This is a genomic window from Comamonas sp. DB36 (assembly GCF_057914905.1).
On the sequence record NZ_CP196631.1, the window covers coordinates 3,597,027 to 3,614,135 of the forward strand.

At 65.3% G+C, this 17,109-nt stretch carries 13 protein-coding genes and 1 pseudogene; 9 read left to right on the forward strand and 5 right to left on the reverse strand.

Annotated features, from left to right (window positions below; translation table 11 throughout):
* The first annotated feature begins 104 nt into the window (after nucleotides 1-104).
* Nucleotides 105-2,036, forward strand: a complete 1,932-nt coding sequence (locus tag ACSVDO_RS16830) for a B12-binding domain-containing radical SAM protein (RefSeq protein WP_489593546.1) — start codon at nucleotides 105-107, stop codon at nucleotides 2,034-2,036.
* On the opposite strand, the gene ACSVDO_RS16835 is transcribed toward ACSVDO_RS16830, so the two are convergent.
* Complete coding sequence (locus tag ACSVDO_RS16835; protein ID WP_489593547.1) at nucleotides 2,026-4,269, reverse strand: hypothetical protein; 2,244 nt, start codon at nucleotides 4,267-4,269, stop codon at nucleotides 2,026-2,028. The genes ACSVDO_RS16830 and ACSVDO_RS16835 overlap by 11 nt on opposite strands.
* A 263-nt stretch (nucleotides 4,270-4,532) precedes the next feature.
* On the opposite strand from ACSVDO_RS16835, the gene ACSVDO_RS16840 reads away from it, so the two are divergent.
* The 4 genes and pseudogenes from ACSVDO_RS16840 to ACSVDO_RS16855 all read left to right on the forward strand — a co-directional run bounded on the left by ACSVDO_RS16840 (nucleotide 4,533) and on the right by ACSVDO_RS16855 (nucleotide 8,722).
* Nucleotides 4,533-5,273 (forward strand): GntR family transcriptional regulator, encoded by a 741-nt coding sequence (locus ACSVDO_RS16840; protein WP_332537589.1) that lies wholly within the window; start codon nucleotides 4,533-4,535, stop codon nucleotides 5,271-5,273.
* Nucleotides 5,274-5,375: 102 nt separating this feature from the next.
* The gene (locus tag ACSVDO_RS16845; RefSeq protein ID WP_332537590.1) at nucleotides 5,376-5,705 is read left to right on the forward strand and encodes an I78 family peptidase inhibitor; all 330 of its coding nucleotides are present in this window, start codon (nucleotides 5,376-5,378) and stop codon (nucleotides 5,703-5,705) included.
* Between the two features lie 730 nt (nucleotides 5,706-6,435).
* A complete protein-coding gene (locus ACSVDO_RS16850) occupies nucleotides 6,436-6,942 on the forward strand; it encodes a chemotaxis protein CheW (RefSeq protein WP_332547750.1) in 507 nt (168 codons plus the stop codon).
* Between the two features lie 19 nt (nucleotides 6,943-6,961).
* Nucleotides 6,962-8,722, forward strand: a pseudogene (locus tag ACSVDO_RS16855) (methyl-accepting chemotaxis protein).
* 133 nt (nucleotides 8,723-8,855) lie between these two features.
* On the opposite strand, the gene hemW reads toward ACSVDO_RS16855, so the two are convergent.
* Genes hemW through ACSVDO_RS16875 form a run of 4 tightly spaced genes read right to left on the reverse strand, consistent with a single transcriptional unit; the run spans nucleotide 8,856 to nucleotide 12,672 of the window.
* Nucleotides 8,856-10,100: a radical SAM family heme chaperone HemW gene (gene hemW, locus ACSVDO_RS16860; RefSeq protein ID WP_332681223.1), complete on the reverse strand. Its 1,245-nt coding sequence runs from the start codon at nucleotides 10,098-10,100 to the stop codon at nucleotides 8,856-8,858.
* Between the two features lie 2 nt (nucleotides 10,101-10,102).
* Nucleotides 10,103-10,702 (reverse strand): non-canonical purine NTP pyrophosphatase, encoded by a 600-nt coding sequence (locus tag ACSVDO_RS16865; protein WP_332547747.1) that lies wholly within the window; start codon nucleotides 10,700-10,702, stop codon nucleotides 10,103-10,105.
* 51 nt (nucleotides 10,703-10,753) lie between these two features.
* Entirely contained in the window at nucleotides 10,754-11,659 is a 906-nt protein-coding gene (locus ACSVDO_RS16870; protein WP_332537595.1) for a PP2C family protein-serine/threonine phosphatase, read from the reverse strand.
* Entirely contained in the window at nucleotides 11,656-12,672 is a 1,017-nt protein-coding gene (locus tag ACSVDO_RS16875) for a serine/threonine protein kinase (RefSeq protein WP_332537596.1), read from the reverse strand. Before ACSVDO_RS16875 ends, ACSVDO_RS16870 begins: the two co-directional genes overlap by 4 nt.
* A gap of 89 nt (nucleotides 12,673-12,761) precedes the next feature.
* Between ACSVDO_RS16875 and ACSVDO_RS16880 the strand changes: the two genes are divergently transcribed.
* The 4 genes from ACSVDO_RS16880 (at nucleotide 12,762) to ACSVDO_RS16895 (ending at nucleotide 17,010) form a co-directional block, all read left to right on the forward strand.
* A complete protein-coding gene (locus ACSVDO_RS16880; RefSeq protein ID WP_332537597.1) occupies nucleotides 12,762-13,658 on the forward strand; it encodes a YicC/YloC family endoribonuclease in 897 nt (298 codons plus the stop codon).
* A gap of 70 nt (nucleotides 13,659-13,728) precedes the next feature.
* Nucleotides 13,729-14,349, forward strand: a complete 621-nt coding sequence (gene gmk, locus ACSVDO_RS16885) for a guanylate kinase (protein WP_332537598.1) — start codon at nucleotides 13,729-13,731, stop codon at nucleotides 14,347-14,349.
* Between the two features lie 20 nt (nucleotides 14,350-14,369).
* Nucleotides 14,370-14,573 carry a DNA-directed RNA polymerase subunit omega gene (gene rpoZ / locus ACSVDO_RS16890; protein ID WP_489593552.1) on the forward strand — a complete coding sequence of 68 codons (204 nt, stop codon included), beginning with the start codon at nucleotides 14,370-14,372 and terminating at the stop codon, nucleotides 14,571-14,573.
* A 193-nt stretch (nucleotides 14,574-14,766) separates the two neighbouring features.
* Nucleotides 14,767-17,010, forward strand: coding sequence for a RelA/SpoT family protein (locus tag ACSVDO_RS16895; protein ID WP_489593553.1), 2,244 nt, complete (start codon nucleotides 14,767-14,769; stop codon nucleotides 17,008-17,010).
* Nucleotides 17,011-17,109: the final 99 nt, after the last annotated feature.

Below are 17,109 nucleotides of genomic sequence, written 5' to 3' on the forward strand. Positions count from 1 at the left end.
CCTGAGGCCGGCCGTGTTGCGCGGATGCCGGACGATCAGGCCCAGGGCCTGCCGCACGCCCAGCGCCCTCCCCTCCCGCGCCCTGCCCCGCCCGAACGCCTCACATGTCCACTGAAACGCCCGCACCGCTGCGCATCCTGTCCGTCATCCCGCCGATGACGCAGCTCAACACGCCCTACCCGTCGACGGCCTATCTCACGGGTTTTCTGCGTTCGCGCGGCATGCCGGCGGTGCAGGAAGACCTGGCGCTGGCGCTGGTGCTGCGCCTGCTGTCGCCTGCCGGCCTGCAGCAGGTCATTGATCTGATCGAAGCCCAGCATGCGGAAAACCCCGACCGGCCTTTCAGCCCGGCCGTGCAGTCCTTCATGGGCCAGCGCGACCGCTATCTCGCCACCATTGCGCGCGTGATCACCTTCCTGCAGGGCCGCGACAGCACGCTGTCGCACCGCATCGTGAGCCGCCAGTACCTGCCCGAAGGCCCGCGCTTCGACGCGCTCGAAGGCTATATCGACGACGGCAGCGGCGACCCGCTGGGCTGGGCCTTCGGCGCGCTGGGCCAGCAGGACCGCGCCAAGCACCTCGCGACGCTGTACCTCAACGATGTCGCCGACGTGCTGCGCGACGCCGCCGACGAGCGCTTCGAGTTCGTGCGCTACGCCGAATCGCTGGCCGGCAGCCAGGCGAGCTTCGATCCACTGGCCCAGGCGCTGGCCGCGCCGCAGACGCTGGTCGACGAGGCGCTGCACCAGCTGACGCTCGAAATGCTGGAACGCCACCAGCCCAGCGTGGTGCTGCTGTCGGTGCCGTTTCCGGGCTCGGTCTACGCGGCCTTCCGCATCGCCCAGACCATCAAGGCGCAGGCCCCGCAGACCAAATTGGTGCTCGGCGGCGGCTTCGTCAACACCGAACTGCGCGAGCTCACCGAGCCGCGCGTGTTCGACTACTTCGACTTCGTCACGCTCGACGCAGGCGAGCGCCCACTGCTGGCGCTGCTCGAGCACCTGCAGGGCCAGCGCGGCGCCTCGCGGCTGGTGCGCACCTACCAGCGCGATGCGGAAGGCGTGGTGCGCTACACCAACATGATGGAAGCCGATGTGGCGTTTGCCGAAGTCGGCACGCCCACCTGGGATGGCCTGCCGCTGCACCACTACCTGTCGCTGCTCGACATGCTCAACCCCATGCACCGGCTGTGGAGCGACGGCCGCTGGAACAAGCTCACGGTGGCCCACGGCTGCTACTGGAAGAAGTGCAGCTTCTGCGATGTGAGCCTCGACTACATAGGCCGCTACGAAGGCGCGAGCGCCGAAGTGCTCGCCGACCGCATCGAAGCCATCGTCGCCGAAACCGGCCAGACCGGCTTTCACTTCGTCGACGAAGCCGCGCCGCCCAAGGCGCTCAAGACCCTGGCCCAGGAGCTGCTCGACCGCGGCGCCGACATCAGCTGGTGGGGCAATATCCGCTTCGAGAAGACGTTCAGCCCCGAGCTGTGCAATCTGCTCGCCGACAGCGGCTGCATCGCCGTCTCAGGCGGGCTCGAAGTCGCGTCGGACCGGCTGCTGGCGCTGATGAAGAAAGGTGTGTCGGTCGACCAGGTGGCGCGCGTCACCAAGGCGTTCTCCGACGCCGGCATCCTGGTCCATGCCTACCTGATGTACGGCTTTCCGACGCAGACGGTGCAGGACACCGTAGACGCGCTCGAATACGTGCGCCAGCTGTTCGAGCATGGCTGCATACAGAGCGGCTTCTTTCACCGCTTCAGCTGCACCGTGCACTCGCCCGTGGGCCTGAACCCCGAGGAATACGGCATCACGCTCACGCCCATGCCCGACGTGCAGTTCGCCAAGAACGACATCGGCTTTCACGACCCCAGCGGCGTGGACCACGACGCGCTGGGCGCGGTGCTCAAGAAAGCCATCTACAACTACATGCACGGCATAGGCGTAGAGGAAGACGTGCGCAGCTGGTTCCCGTTCAAGGTGCCCAAGACCACCGTGCCGCGCAACAAGATCGAAAAAGCCTTGCGCTTCAAGGGATAGGCGCGGCCGGCTGAGGCGCGGCCGGCTGAGGCGCGGCCGGCTGAGGCGCTGCCGGCTGAGGCGCGGCCGGCGCAGGCGTGGCGACGGCCGCCGGTGCCGCCGCCGCAGGCAGCAAGGCATCGATCCATTGCATGCGCCAGGCCAGTACCCCCAGCGACAGCGCCAGCAGCCCCGCCACCGCCCACCACACCCAGGACCGCGAATCCGCATAGGGATCGTGCAGCAGGCGCGCGGCCTGCACCGGCACCTTGGCGGTCTGCGACAGCGAGCGGCCCAGTCGCAGGCTGATGTTCATGCGCCCGTTGATGGCCCAGCCGCTGGCGTCGAGAATCGGCCCGAGGCTGCGCTGGCGCAGCTTGAGCCAGGCGATCAGCATGCTGGGCCCCGAAATCGCGACGATCATTCCCAGCAGCGCGATCGGAATCCACGGACCCAGTTCGATGAACTTGCCGAAGATGCCCACGGCCACCGCGCTCAGGCTGCCCAGCGCCACGCCTATCGCCGCCACCGTGCCCACATCGGTCTTGCGCGCCGCCGGCGCTGTGGCCGCGCTCACCGTCGCAGCCGGAGCACTGGCCAGCGACTGGGCCTGGGCCGACAGCCCGGCCGTGACGCCATCGTCCTTGGCCGCCGCGCGCTTGGCCACCTGCTCCTCGATCATGCGCAGGAACTTCTTGTAGGGCGCCGAAAACGCCTGGCCTATGCTGGTCGGGTTCTCGATGATCTTGCTGATGGTCGCGTCCCAGTCCCGGCCTTCGCGGTCGTAGAACAGGCCGTTGCGCCCCACCAGCAGGAAATCGACATCGCCGGCCGTGAAAGCCGCGACGATGCTGCGCTTTTCACCGTTGCGCCGGCAGTCGCAATACGCCAGATAGACCTTGGCCAGGCCCGCGAGCTTGGCATGGGCGGCGGCGTCGGCGACATCGACCGTGAGTTCGCAGCTGCGGCCGTCGAGGTACAGCGTTCCGGCCTGGAAAGCCGCGCCTTCGCGCCGGTAGAACGCGGCGAACGAGACGAAGTTGTTGAGCAGCTTGAGCAGATCGCGTTGAAAGCGTATCAGCTTCTCGAGCCGCAGCGCCTGCACGCTGTGCGCGCTTTCCTCTTCATCGTGCGCTATCAGTTGCTGCAGACGCTGCTCCGTGCCGTCCTCGAGCAGGGCCTGCACTTCGGTCAGCGGCATCTCGCCCAGCGCCGTTTGCGGATAGCTCGCCAACCATGCCTGGCAAGGCGCGAGCTGGGCCTGCAGGCCATCCCACTGCGCGGCGCTCAGGATCAGCGTGTCGTGGCCCAGCAGCGGCACGACCACGCAGCGGCGAAACGCCTGCATGGCCGCGCGCCAGGCCGGGTTGATGCCATGCGTGAGCGGCAGATCGCCGCCCGCGACGATGGGCGCCAGCGGCAGCGCGGCGATCGATTCGCTGGCGCTGCTCAGCAGGTCCTGGCCCAGCGCGGCATAGCCTTCGGCGCTGGGGCTCAGCGGCACCAGCGCCGTGGCGTCGAACGCCGCCAGCCGCGTGCGCGCGAAAAAGTCCTCGATCTTCGCCTGCACGGCGTTCAAGGCCTGGGCCGCGGCCACGGCCTGCTCGCGCTGCGGCAGCACGCAGGCATGCTCCACCGACTGCGCGTTCCAGGCCTGGAGCGCGCGCAGGTCGGCAAAGAAGGCATCGAGCGCGGCGCGGCCCATGCCAGGCTCGCCGTCGCTGCCTTCGGTGCTGGCGTAGCGCTCCATGATGCGGCTGACCAGGTCGGCGAGCTCGGGCGCGTCGGGCAGCGTCTTGGGGTTGATCAGGCCGTCGCCGTTGAACGGCATCGCGTGCAGCGCGGCCAGCCGCTGCTGCACATCGGCGAGCGCGACCGCGGGTGCGTCGGCGCGGTCCGCCCAGCGCAGGATGCGCTCGGCTTCGGCGCGCAGCGCGGCGCCGTCCTCGGTGTCGGTGCGCAGGCTCGCGAGCTGCAGCACATCGCTGCCGCTGGTCAGCACGTCGGGGTCGTTGACCTGGGCGACCGCCCATTCGCAGGCGGCGACCAGTTCGGGCGCGCGTATGCGGCCGTCCTTGTCATGGTCAATCAGGTCCAGCGTAGCGCTGTCGAACTCTATGCCGCGCGTGGGGCAGGCCAGCGCCACCCACAGTGTCTGGTCCAGCTCGCCGATGCGAGCGATATCTTCTCCGGTACGGATGGCCACCTGGTCCACCCCTCCGGCACGGAAAAACTGCCATGCGTGCTTGTGCATCCAACTCCCTGCTCGCGGGCCACGCCCGCTTCATCCACGACCCGATTCCAGGCCGACACCAGCCGCAGCCGCGACCTCTCAGACAGAGTGTAAAAGTCCTACAAGAAATTAATGGCACGCAAGGAAATTGACCATTTCCGCCCGCCATTGGCATTCTGCTGGCGAAATTCTCCCTGGCCATGTCGCGGCACCTGGGTTTCCCCTAGGTTTGCTTTGTAATTTAAATACCAGAATCAGCACAATATTTACAGAAGACGCACACCATGCTTCCCGAAACACCCGCAGGATCGCGCCCGCCTCAGGAAAAGCGCTATCTGCAACTTGCCGGTTTGTTTCGCGACAAGATCGTGACCGGGCAATGGCCTGTGGGCAGCTCCATTCCCACCGTGGAACAGCTCGAAGCGCTGCACAGCGCTTCGCGCACCACGGTGCGCATGGCGCTGGGCAGTCTGGTCGCCGAAGGCCTGCTCAAGACGCGCAAGCGCGGCGGCACCCAGGTCATGGCCGCGCCGCGCCGCCCGCCCTCGTTTCTGCTGCCTTCCACCTGGAAGGATCTCGTGGTATTTCACGGCAACACCGGCTACCGCACGCTGGAAAGCCAAGCCGATTGCCGGCCCGTGATTCCAGCGGGCCTGACCACCGTGCAAGGCGAACTCGCGCCCTCCTACCAGCGCCTGCTGGGCCTGCACTGCTGCGGCGACCAGCCGTTCTGCCTGAGCCAGATGTATGTCGAGCAAAGCCTTTACGCCCGGATTGCGCCGCAGCTGCCCCAGCTGTCCATCGTCGAGGCGCTGACGCGCGGCCCACGCCCCCTGGCCGCGGCGCGCCAGCGCCTGACCATCGCTGCGGCCGACGAGCCGATACAGACACATCTGGGTGTGCCTTTGGGCACGCCGCTGCTGCAGACGCTGCGCTGGGCCAGTGACCGCAAGGGCCAGATCGTTCACTGGGCGCAGCTGCGCTTTCTCAGCGAATACGCGCACATTGAAATGGACCTGCTGTAGTTCATGCGGTGTAGGTGCAGCGCCTGTTTTACGCTCTGTGACGTTGGCCGCCCCTGGTTTAGGCTAAGGTGCAGGCAACCGTATCATTCGACAGGAATTCCCATGCCGCTGCGCACCACCGCCCTTTCCGTTTCCGCCATCGCGCTGGCCCTGCTTGCAGGCTGCAGCAGCATGGACGCTCCCTGGAGCAGCGGCCGCACCAGCGCCGCGCCGCCGCCCGCGCCCAAGCAGATCTGCAATGCCCAGCCCGCGCAAAGCTTCATCGGCCGCACCAACACTTCGCAGAACCTCGAACAGGCACGCCAGCGCTCGGGCGCAGCCATGGCGCGCGTGCTGCATCCGGGCCAGGTGACCACGCGTGAATTCAACGCCGAGCGCCTGAATCTGGAAGTCGATTCCACGGGGCGCATCCTGGCGGTGCGCTGCGGCTGATCCCGGCTCATTTGCCTTGAGGCCAGACCGTTCATGGTTCGACGGCGGCTGGCCAGTGCAATTGGAACACCTGCTTTGCCATGTCGATGGCGATCACGGCAGCGTCCATGACCGTCTCCTAGGCAGCAAGACGTCAGACATCGGCCCTCGACCGTTCAGAGCGCAAGCCTCCAGCAAGAAAGGCTTGCATACCATCCAACGGGACGCTTGAGACATCCTTGCCTTGGCGTGCTGTTTGCAGCGGCTGCGCGCCGGCCGCACCTTGCCGGCCGCGCCTGGCCGGCCGCGCCTGCACACCACCGCAAATATTCGATTTGCTGGATTCTGCTGAGCGCTCCAGCCCCGATCATCGCGCAGCGGATTTACGCAGCTCCTCCAGCCAATTTCGTTCGAACCGCATCGCACCGAGATCGCCGGGCCTCTCGCACCGGCGCTGACCGCGCTCGTCAATCTTTCCTTGGACTCCCGCAGTCGTGGGCACGACAGACGCAGCGCGCCCCGGCTTGACCTGCGGACTGAAGCGTTCTTTTGCTTCACGTTCAATCCATGCCCACCTGCCCGACATTCTCCGGGATAGGGCTATGCGCCGGCTTGCATCAAAACCTGAGCGATTCACGCACAAAAGACATATTGATCATTTTTTGTAACGATTGTTTCATTTTTATAATTTCACTATTATCATTTCAACCATCGCAGACCCGATCCTGTGCAACCCCCCGGAGCGCCCTCAATGACCGCCCTTACCCGCATCAGTCCAGACCATCATGAGTCCATAGCCTGCGCCGTGCCGCAGGAGTATCTGACCTTTCGGGTCGGGGCCGAAGAGTACGGCATCAGCATCCTGTGCGTTCAGGAGATTCGCAGCTACCAGGCACCGCTTCGGATGCCCGGTGCCTCGGCCTTCAGTTCCGGCGTGTTGAACCTTCGCGGTGAGATCGTGCCGGTGGTCGACCTCAGGGTGCGATTCGATACGCCCCAGCGCTTTGACGCCATGACCGTCACCGTGGTGGTCAATCTGGTATCGGGCTGCACCTTGGGTGTGGTCGTGGATTCGGTGTCGGATGTTCTCGACCTGAAAGTCGACAACATTCGTCCCGCCCCCGCTCTGAGCGGCGCTGTCGATTCGCGCCATATCACCGGAATCGCCAGTGTTCAGCAGGATGATCAGGCGCGCACGCTGGTACTCCTGGATATCGACCAACTCATTGCCAGTGCCATGACCGGCCTGGCTCCTTAAACGATCGAAGGAAAGCGCCATGAAAGCCAAGACCATGTCCGTCCGGGCCCAACTGATCTGCGCCTTTGGTGCGCTTTCGCTGCTGCTGCTGCTCGTGGCAGGCCTTGCCCTCAAATTCATCAGCGATGCGAACCAGAATTTCGTCAATTACGTTCAGGGCGTCAATGCCCGCGCCACCGTGGCGGACGCGGTACGAACAGCCGTCGATCGCCGTGCCATCGCAGCGCGCAATCTGGTCTTGGTGAGCAAACAGGCAGACCAGGACGTTGAAAAGGCAGAGGTCCTGCAGGCGCACCGTGACGTCACCGAGCGCATGGCCAAGCTGCAGCAAATGGGCACTGCTGATGGCCTGCCGCAGAAGGCGCGCGACTTGATTGCCGACATGGCGCGCATAGAGCAACAATATGCTCCGGTCGCACTGCGCATTGTCGATCTGGCGCTCAAGAAGCAATACGAGCAGGCCACTCTCCAGATGAATGAAGAGTGCCGACCGCTGCTCGCGGCGCTCACCCAGGCTGCAACCACCTATTCCACCTACACCTAGCAACACGCTGCGCAAATGATTCAGGAGACGGCTGCGCAATTTGTGCTGGAGCGAAACTATCTGCTTCTGGTCTGCGCACTCGGATTCATTGCATCTGCAGGCGCAGGTGTCTTTATCATCCGGCGTCTCATGCGCGCTCTTGGCGCAGAGCCTGCCGACCTCAGCGTCGCTGCGCAAAAAGTGGCCGATGGCAATCTGAGTTCGGTCTCAGGCTCGGACCGGGCGCATGCAGGCAGCGTGCTGGCTTCGCTTGGCGCCATGCAATCGAGCCTGGCCGCGATTGTGACCCAGGTGCGGGAAGTCTCCGACTCCATCGCCACGGGCTCTGCCGAAATTGCCACCGGCAATGCCGATCTCAGCCAGCGCACCGAAGAACAAGCCAGCGCGCTGCAACAGACTGCGGCCACGATGGATGAGCTTGGCACCACGGTACGCAACAATGCGAACAACGCCCAGCAGGCCAACGAATTGGCCATGAGCGCGTCCGGGGTGGCAACCAAGGGTGGTGACGTGGTCAATGAAGTCGTCAGCACCATGAAGGGCATCAATGACAGCTCCAAGAAGATCTCGGACATCATCGGCGTCATTGACGGCATCGCATTTCAGACCAATATCTTGGCTCTGAACGCTGCCGTCGAAGCGGCTCGCGCTGGAGAACAAGGACGCGGCTTTGCCGTGGTCGCTGGCGAAGTTCGCAATCTGGCGCAGCGCAGCGCACAAGCCGCCAAGGCGATCAAGACACTTATCTCGAACAGCGTTGGTCAGGTGGAACAAGGCACGGCCTTGGTGGACCGCGCCGGACAGACCATGGAAGAAGTCGTCAATGCCATCCAGCAGGTCAGCGTCATCGTCGGAGAAATCAGTTCGGCAAGCAAGGAACAAAGTGCCGGGGTTGACCAGGTCGGCATGGCTGTCGCGCAGATGGACCAAGTGACGCAACAGAATGCCGCCTTGGTGGAGGAAAGCGCCGCCGCCGCTCAAAGTCTGCGCGTACAGGCGGGACAACTGGTTCAAGCCGTGGCCGTGTTTTCATTGGATGAAAGCGCGCGTTCTGTCGACATCGCCAGCGCTGCATCGAGCCAGCAACAGGAAAGACGCCTTGGCCCTCAGCGTGCAGCCAACATTGTTCGCCCCGCATTTGGCCAGAGGCTGCAAGTGGCAACCAGCGCCGCCCGCAAGCCACAGGCTACGAGCTCCGGCGGCAAGACCGGCACCGATGACTGGAGCAGCTTCTGAAGGGGGCAGGCCGGCAAACGTTCGCCAAGGTCGAAAAACCGCGGCCTTGGCGACCGTGCATGGGGTCACAGACCGAAAACTGACCGCCTGAGTTCGGGCCGCTCAAAGGATTGAAGGGGCGGCACCTGCCCTTTCAATCCGCCAGAAACAGCTCCTGCAGATCGCTGAGGAAATCAAACCCCAGCTCCGTGGGCGTGACGCGGCCGTCGGCCCGCGTGATCAGGCCCTTGCGCTCGGCGGTCTCCAGCCCCTTGGCGATGGAGCTCAGCGGCAGGCCCGTGCGCTCCATGTAGTGCTGCAGCGTGAAGCCTTCGCGCAGGCGCAGCGCGTTGAGCATGTATTCGAACGGCAGCTCCGCGCGCTTGACCTCATTGTCCTGGGCCAGCGCATGGCCGGCCAGCGCCTGGTCCATGTAGCGCGCGGGGTCGCGAAAGCGCACCTGGCGCACCACGCGGTGGGCGAAGCTCAGCTTGCTGTGCGCGCCCGCGCCTATGCCCAGGTAGTCGCCGAACTGCCAGTAGTTGGTGTTGTGGAAGCACGCATGGCCGGGCTGCGCATAGGCCGAAATCTCGTAGCGCTGCATTCCCGTGCGCGCCGTAGTCTCGCTGATGCGGTCGAGCATCGCATAGGCCGTGTCGTCCTCGGGAATCGCGGGCGGGAACTTGGCGAAATAGGTGTTGGGCTCGATGGTCAGGTGGTAGATCGAGATGTGCGGCGGCTTGAACGACAGCGCCGTCTGCAGATCGCGATCGAGGTCGTCGAGCGTCTGGCCGGGCAAGGCATACATGATGTCGAGATTGAAGGTCTCGAAGGCTTCGGCGGCCTCGGCCACGGCGGCGCGCGCCTGCTCGCCGTCGTGCACGCGGCCCAGCGCGCGCAGGAAACGGTCGTCGAAGCTCTGCACGCCTATCGACAGCCGCGTCACGCCGGCCGCGCGGTAGGCGCGAAAACGGTCCTTCTCGAACGTGCCGGGGTTGGCCTCGAGCGTGATCTCGCAGTCGGGCTCCATGCGCACGCGCGCGCGCACCGCCGCAATCAGCCGGTCTATGGCCGCGGGCGAGAACAGGCTGGGCGTGCCCCCGCCCATGAAGATGCTGTGCACCGTGCGCCCCCAGATCAGCGGCAGCGCGGCCTCGAGATCGGCAATCAGCGCGTCGATATAGCGCGTTTCGGGCAGCCCGGTCTGCGCGTCGCCATTGCGCCACTCATGCGAGTTGAAATCGCAGTACGGGCACTTCTTGAGACACCAGGGCAGATGGATGTACAGCGACAGCGGCGGCAGGCTGCCCAGCTGCAGCGTGCCCGGGCGCATGTAGTGCTGGATGTCGCGCTGCACGGCGGGCCCGCTGTCCGCGCCCACGGATTCGATCGGAATCATGGTCACATCCAGCGTTCGCGCACCAGCGCCAGCATCTGCTTTGTGGCCAGGCCGCGGTGGCTGTGCGCATGCTTGAGCGCCGGGTCCATCTCGGCAAACGTCAGGCCCAGTTCGGGCAGGAACAGCACCGGATCGAAGCCGAAGCCGTTGGCGCCGCGCGGCTCGGGCGCGATCAGCGCCTGCACGCGGCCCACGGCGATCAGCGGCTCGGGATCGCGCGCGCCGCGCACCCCGACCAGCGTGCTGACCATGGCCGCGCGGCGATTCTCCACGCCCTGCAACTGCTCGAGCAGCGCGCGCACGTTGTTGGCGTCGCTCTTCTCGTAGCCGAACTGGGTGCAGTAGTAGGCGGTATCGACACCCGGCAAACCGCCGAAATGATCGACGCACATGCCGGCGTCGTCGGCGATCGCGGGCAGGCCCGTGCGCTCTGCCGCGAAACGCGCCTTGCTCAGCGCATTCTCGACAAAGGTGCAATGCGGCTCGGGCGCCTCGCCTTCGAACAGGTCACCCTGGCAGACGAGTTCCACGCCCAGCGGGGCGAACATGGCTTGCAGCTCGGCGAGCTTGCCGCGGTTGTTGGAGGCTAGGACAATTTTCATGAAGCAAATGGCAGGGCCGCGCCGGGCGCGCCTGCGATGACAAAAAGGTTTTCAGCGCCGCGGCCCACCGGGGCGGCGGATCGCGGCATTGATTTCGGCGATCGAGCGTTCGATGGCAGCGTCGCTGAGTTCGTCTTCCAGCGCTTCGAGCACTTCGGGCTGAAGCGTCGACTGGAACATTTCGTCGTCCAGCGTTTCGGTGGAAATGCCGTCCAGCGGACTTTGCGGTCCGGGCATTTCCCATTCCAGCGCGATCGCGGTGACATTGTCGCTGTTGCTGCCCGCGCGCTGCAGCGCCGCCTCCACCAGCCGTGGCACGCACAGGGATACTGGATCGCGCGCCAGACCCGCGAGCAGCTCCGCCTCGCTGATCGGGTCCCACAGGCCGTCGGAGCACAGCAGCAGGCGGTCGCCGCGCGCCAGCCGGCTCGGCCCGGCGCGGTCATAGATGGGCAGCGACGGCGACCCCAGGCAGGTGAACAGCAGGTTGCGGTTGACGCTGCCGGCCTGCGCCGGCCCGGAGCGTTCGGCGACCTCGCGATAGGAGTGGTCGCGCGTGCGCGCCAGCAGCGCGCCGCCATGCGTCAGGTAGAGCCGCGAATCGCCGCAGTGGATCCAGTGCACCTGTCCCTGCTGCAGCAGCGCCGCGACCAGCGTGGTGCGCGGCGCGTCGGCCATGCCGCGCTCGTGCGCATAACGCAGGATCTGCTGATGCGCCTGCAGCAGCGCATCGGCCAGAAATGCCGGCACATCGGCGATCTGCGGTGTGGCGCGCGCCTCGAACAGCGCAAAGAACTGCTGCAGCGCGAGCTGCGCCGCCACATCGCCTTCGGCATGGCCACCCATGCCGTCGGCCAGCACGAGCAGGCAGGCGTCACGGGTATAGCAATAGCCCATGCGGTCTTCGTTCCTCTCACGACCGCCGCGGCGGCTGAGTTGAAAGACCGAGAACTTCATGGCGCGGGCGGCGTGCCGCGCGCGCCGCTGATTTTCTGCACGCTCTTGCGCGTATCGCTGACCAGCGCGCCGATCTGCAGGCGCATCTTGTCGGCCATGCTCAGGCGCGTATGGCGGCGCTCGCCCTCACGGTTGAGTTCCTTTTGCAGCGCGAACACCGACTGCGGCCGCGACAGCGGATCGGTCGCCATGCACCACTCGACCACCTCGATCAGCTTGTCGGAGTAGATTCCGCGCAGCTTGGACAAGGCCTGGCCCAGCCGGTCCTTCTCCTGGCGCTGGGGCGCGGCAGGAGGCGGCATGCCCTGCATGCAGGCATACATGCAGGCGCCGATCGCATAGATATCGGTCCACGGCCCCATGGCCTCGCCGCGGCGGTACATCTCGGGCGCGGCAAAGCCCGGCGTATACATGGGCCGGATGAAGCTGCCTTCCTTGGACAGCACTTCGCGCGCCGCGCCGAAATCGATCAGCACGGCGCGGTCGTCGTCGGTGATGAAGATGTTGGCCGGCTTGATGTCGAGGTGCAGCATCTTGTGCTGGTGCACGATGCGCAGCCCGCGCAGCACTTCGTCGAACAGCGAACGTATCGAGGATTCGCGCAGCACCTTGTCGGTCTTGACGCTGCGCGCCGTGAGAATGAAATCCTGCAGGTTCGCACCTTCGAGATAATTCATGACCATGTAGACGGTCTCGTTCTCGCGGAAGAAATTGAGCACGCTGACCACCGACGGGTGCGACAGCTGGGCCAGCGACCGCCCTTCCTCGAAAAAGCTCTTGAGACCCAGCCGATAGAGCGACAGCTTCTCGGGCACGACACGCGGCAGGCGCTCGCCCGGATCGCGCAAGGCCAGCGACGCAGGCAGATACTCCTTGATCGCCACCTGCTGGCCGGTGGCGTCCATTGCCAGGTAGACCACGCCAAATCCCCCGGCAGCCAGGCGCCGCAGAATGCGGTATCCCCCTATCACGCTATCGGACGCAAGGGGGGCAGGCTTGTTCTTGGAAGACATTTTTTACGGGTAAACCTCGTGAATGGGGCGGAACCCGGATAATCAACGGATTGCAAGCAACCATCAAAAGTCCAATGTCAGTTTACAGCATGACCGGATACGCCAGCGCCCAGCACGGCGCGTCTGCCGAGGGTGCTGAGGCGCCTACGGGCAACCGGCGACTCGGTCTCGAGATCCGTTCGGTCAACAGCCGCTTCCTCGACCTGTCGTTCCGTCTGCCCGACGAGTTGCGCATGCACGAGCCCGCGCTGCGCACCTTGCTCACCGCGCGCCTCAAGCGCGGCAAGGTCGAAGTGCGCGCCGCGATCGAAGCCGAAGACAGCGGCGCTGTCCCCCAGCCGTCACCCCATCTTCTGCAGCGCCTGTTGTCGGCGCAGGACACCATCCAGGCCTGGCTGCCCAACGCGCGGCCGCTGAGCGTGTCCGATGCGCTGCGCCTGTGCGGCGCCAATGACGGCGACCGCGGCCAGGATTGGAGCAGCGTGCTGCCCGCGCTGGCCGCCGAAGCGCTCGAAGCGCTGGTGCAGGCGCGGGCGCGCGAAGGCAAGCGCCTGGCCGACATGCTGCACGACCGGCTGCAGCAGCTGCGCGCGCTCGCCCGCACCGCCACGCCCCTGATCCCGCAGCTCGTCGAGCAGCAGCGCACGCGTTTTGTCGAGCGCTGGAAAGAAGCCATGGCGCTGGCCGAAGGTTCGGTCGCGCCCGAGGCCGCGCAGGACCGCGCGCTGACCGAAGCCACGGCGTTTGCGATCCGCATCGACGTCGCCGAGGAAGTCACGCGCATGGACTCGCACCTCGATGAAATCGAGCGCCTGCTCAAGAAGGGCGGCGAAATCGGCAAGCGCCTGGATTTCCTGATCCAGGAGCTGCACCGCGAAGCCAACACGCTGGGCTCGAAGTCCGCCGCGCTCGAGCTCACACGCATCAGTGTCGACATGAAGGTCCTGATCGAGCAGATGCGCGAGCAGGTGCAAAACATCGAATAAACCTCCATTCCACAGGGCGCGCAAGCGCCCTTTTTGCAAGACGCCGCCCACCCGGCGCACCGATTCGCATATGCAACATACCGGAAATCTCTTCGTCGTCGCCGCCCCCAGTGGGGCCGGCAAGTCCAGCCTGGTCAAGGCCTTGCGCGAGCTCGACGCCCATGTCTCGCCGTCGGTCTCGCACACCACGCGCGCGCCGCGCGGCCAGGAAAAGCACGGCCGCGAATACTTCTTCGCGTCCGAGCAGGAATTCGACGCCATGGTCGCCAACCAGGCCTTCCTCGAATGGGCCAATGTCCACGGCAAGCGCTATGGCACGTCCAAGCGCGCGCTTGCCGACCGCCTGGCCGGCGGCGCCGACGTGCTGCTCGAGATCGACTACCAGGGCGCGCTCCAGGTCAAGAAGGCCTTTCCCGAAGCGGTGCTGATCTTCATCCTGCCGCCGAGCTGGGAAGAGCTGCGCGCACGCCTGGAAAACCGCGGCGAGGACAGCCCTGAAGTCATCGAATTGCGCCTCAAGAACGCTTCCGAGGAAATGGCCCAGGTGCAAAAGTTCGACTTCGTTATAATCAACGAGTTGTTCGAGACTGCGCTTTTTGATCTGAAAGCGATCATTCACGCCCAGCGACTCAAGTATGCGGCCCAGCGAAGTGCGCGTGCCGATACCTTCGAGTCGCTCAATATCACCTGAATTTCCCCTGGAGTATCCTGATGGCACGCATCACCGTTGAAGACTGCCTGGAGCAAATCCCCAACCGCTTCCAACTCGTTCTGGCCGCAACCTACCGCGCCCGCATGCTGAGTCAAGGCCACACGGCCAAGATCGAAAGCAAGAACAAACCGGCGGTCACCGCCCTGCGCGAAATCGCCGCCGGCAAGATCGGCCTGGAGATGCTCAAGAAGGTTCCGGGCTGACCGGACGCTGCCGCAGGCAAGCTGTCATGGCAAGCCTAAATGGCAACAGAGGCACCGCTTTGCGGTGCTTTTTTTTGTGCAATGAGAAACGCATCAGAGAGCGCGCTACATTAAAGGTATGAAAGCGGTCCAGCCCCAGTCTCCTGTCCACGACGCCAACCTCCCTGAGAATGCCCCGGCACCAGAGAGTCAGATGAGTGCGACCGCCGTTTCCACAGACCCTCCGTCCACGGCTGCGGCCTCGGCCACGGCCGTTTCGCGCGCCGCGTTTGCCGCGTTGCTCGACAATCTGGGCTATCTGGACGCCACAAGCATCGAGCAGGTGCGCCAGGCCTATCTGTTTGCCGACCAGGCCCATACCGACCAGTGGCGCAGCAGCGGCGACCCGTACATCACCCATCCTATCGCCGTGACCGCGCTGTGTGCGTCCTGGAAGCTCGATGCGCCCGCACTGATGGCGGCGCTAATGCACGACGCGATGGAAGACTGCGGCGTGACCAAGGGCGACCTGGCCATGCGTTTCGGCACGCCCGTCGCCGAGCTGGTCGACGGCCTGACCAAGCTCGACAAGCTGCAGTTCAATACCCGCGAAGAGAATCAGGCCGAGTCGTTTCGCAAGATGCTGCTGGCCATGGCGCGCGACGTGCGCGTCATCCTCATCAAGCTCGCCGACCGCACGCACAACATGCGCACGCTGTCCGACATGCCGCGCAGCAAATGGGGCCGGATCGCCTCCGAGACGCTGGAAATCTACGCGCCCATCGCCCACCGCCTGGGCCTGAACCAGACCTACCGCGAACTGCAGGACCTGTCGTTCCGCCATCTGCACCCCTGGCGCTATTCGACGCTGTCCAAGGCGATTGCCAAATCGCGCACGCGCCGTCGCGACCTGGTGCAGCGCGTGCAGACCGAAGTCGACGCGAAGTTCGCCCAGCATGGCCTGCATGCGCGGCTCGCGGGCCGCGAAAGCACGCTGTACTCGCTGTATCTGCGCATGGAGCGCAACAATCAGAGCTTTGCCAAGGTCACCGACATCTACGGCTTTCGCGTGATCGTGCCTTCGGTCACCGAATGCTATACAGCGCTGGGCGTGCTGCACCAGATGTACAAGCCCGTGCCCGGCAAGTTCAAGGACCACATCGCCATTCCGAAGAACAACGGCTACCAGTCGCTGCACACCACGCTGGTCGGCCCTTCGGGCGTGAGCATAGAGTTCCAGATGCGCACCGAGGAAATGCACATCGTCGCCGAAGCCGGCGTCGCCGCGCATTGGCTCTACCAGGCGCAGCAGCGCCCCGGCGACACCGAGCAGATGAGCACCCAGTGGCTGCAGTCGCTGCTCGACATCCAGAACGAGACGCGCGATGCGACCGAGTTCTGGGACCATGTCAAGGTCGACCTGTTCCCCGACGCGGTCTATGTTTTCACGCCCAAGAGCGAAATCATGGCCATGCCGCGCGGCGCGACCGTGGTCGACTTCGCCTACGCGATCCACAGCAAGATCGGCAACCACGCGACGGCCGCGCGCATCAACAACGAAGACGTGCCGCTGCGCACCGAGCTCAAGAGCGGCGACGTGATCGAGATCATCACCGCCGAGAACGCCCGCCCCAACCCGGCCTGGCTGGGATTTGTCAAGACCGCGCGCGCGCGCTCCAAGATCCGCCACCACCTCAAGACTTCGGCCCAGAGCGAGTCCGCGAGCCTGGGCGAGAAACTGCTGTCGCAGGCGCTGCGTGCCGAGGGCATAGAGCATCTGCCGCCCCAGGACGACGCCAATCAGGCGCTCTGGGACCGGCTGCTGCAGGACACCGGCAACCGCAGCCGCAGCGAGCTCATGACCGACATCGGCATGGGCCGGCGCATAGCGAGCCTGGTCGCGGCGCGCATCATGGTGCTGCTGGGCGACCATGGCCAGCGCCCCAACGCCGTGCTGCTGAGCCAGGAACGCTACAGCGCCAAGGACAAGATTTCCCAGGGCACGGTGACGCTGGACGGCAGCACCAATGCCTCTATCCGTTTCGCACATTGCTGCCGTCCCGTGCCCGGAGATCCGGTGCTCGGCTATCTGGGCCGCGGCGAAGGCCTGATGGTGCACCACGCGCACTGCGCCATCGTCAAGCGTCTGTATGAGAAGGACCCGGACCGTTTCATCTCGGTCGAGTGGGCCGAAGGTCTGACCCACATGTTCGAAAGCGGCATCCTGGTCACGGTGCGCAACGGCAAGGGCGTGCTGGCGCGCGTGGCCTCCGAGCTGACCGACGCCGAAGTCGACATCCAGCACCTGGAGATGGTCGACGAAGCGCCCATGGGCACGACCGATCTGCGTTTCGTGGTCTCGGTCAAGAACCAGCAGCAGGTCGAAGCCGCGCTGCGCAATCTGCGCCGCGCCCCGGTCGTCATCAAGGCGACGCGCATCATGCCGTCAGTGGATTAACACCCCCTGAGGCGCTTCGCGCCCGCCCCCTCTCTCACTGCGCGGGAGCGGGACTGCCCTTGCTCGCTGCCCCCTTGCTGGACCGCGCCAGTTGCGAGG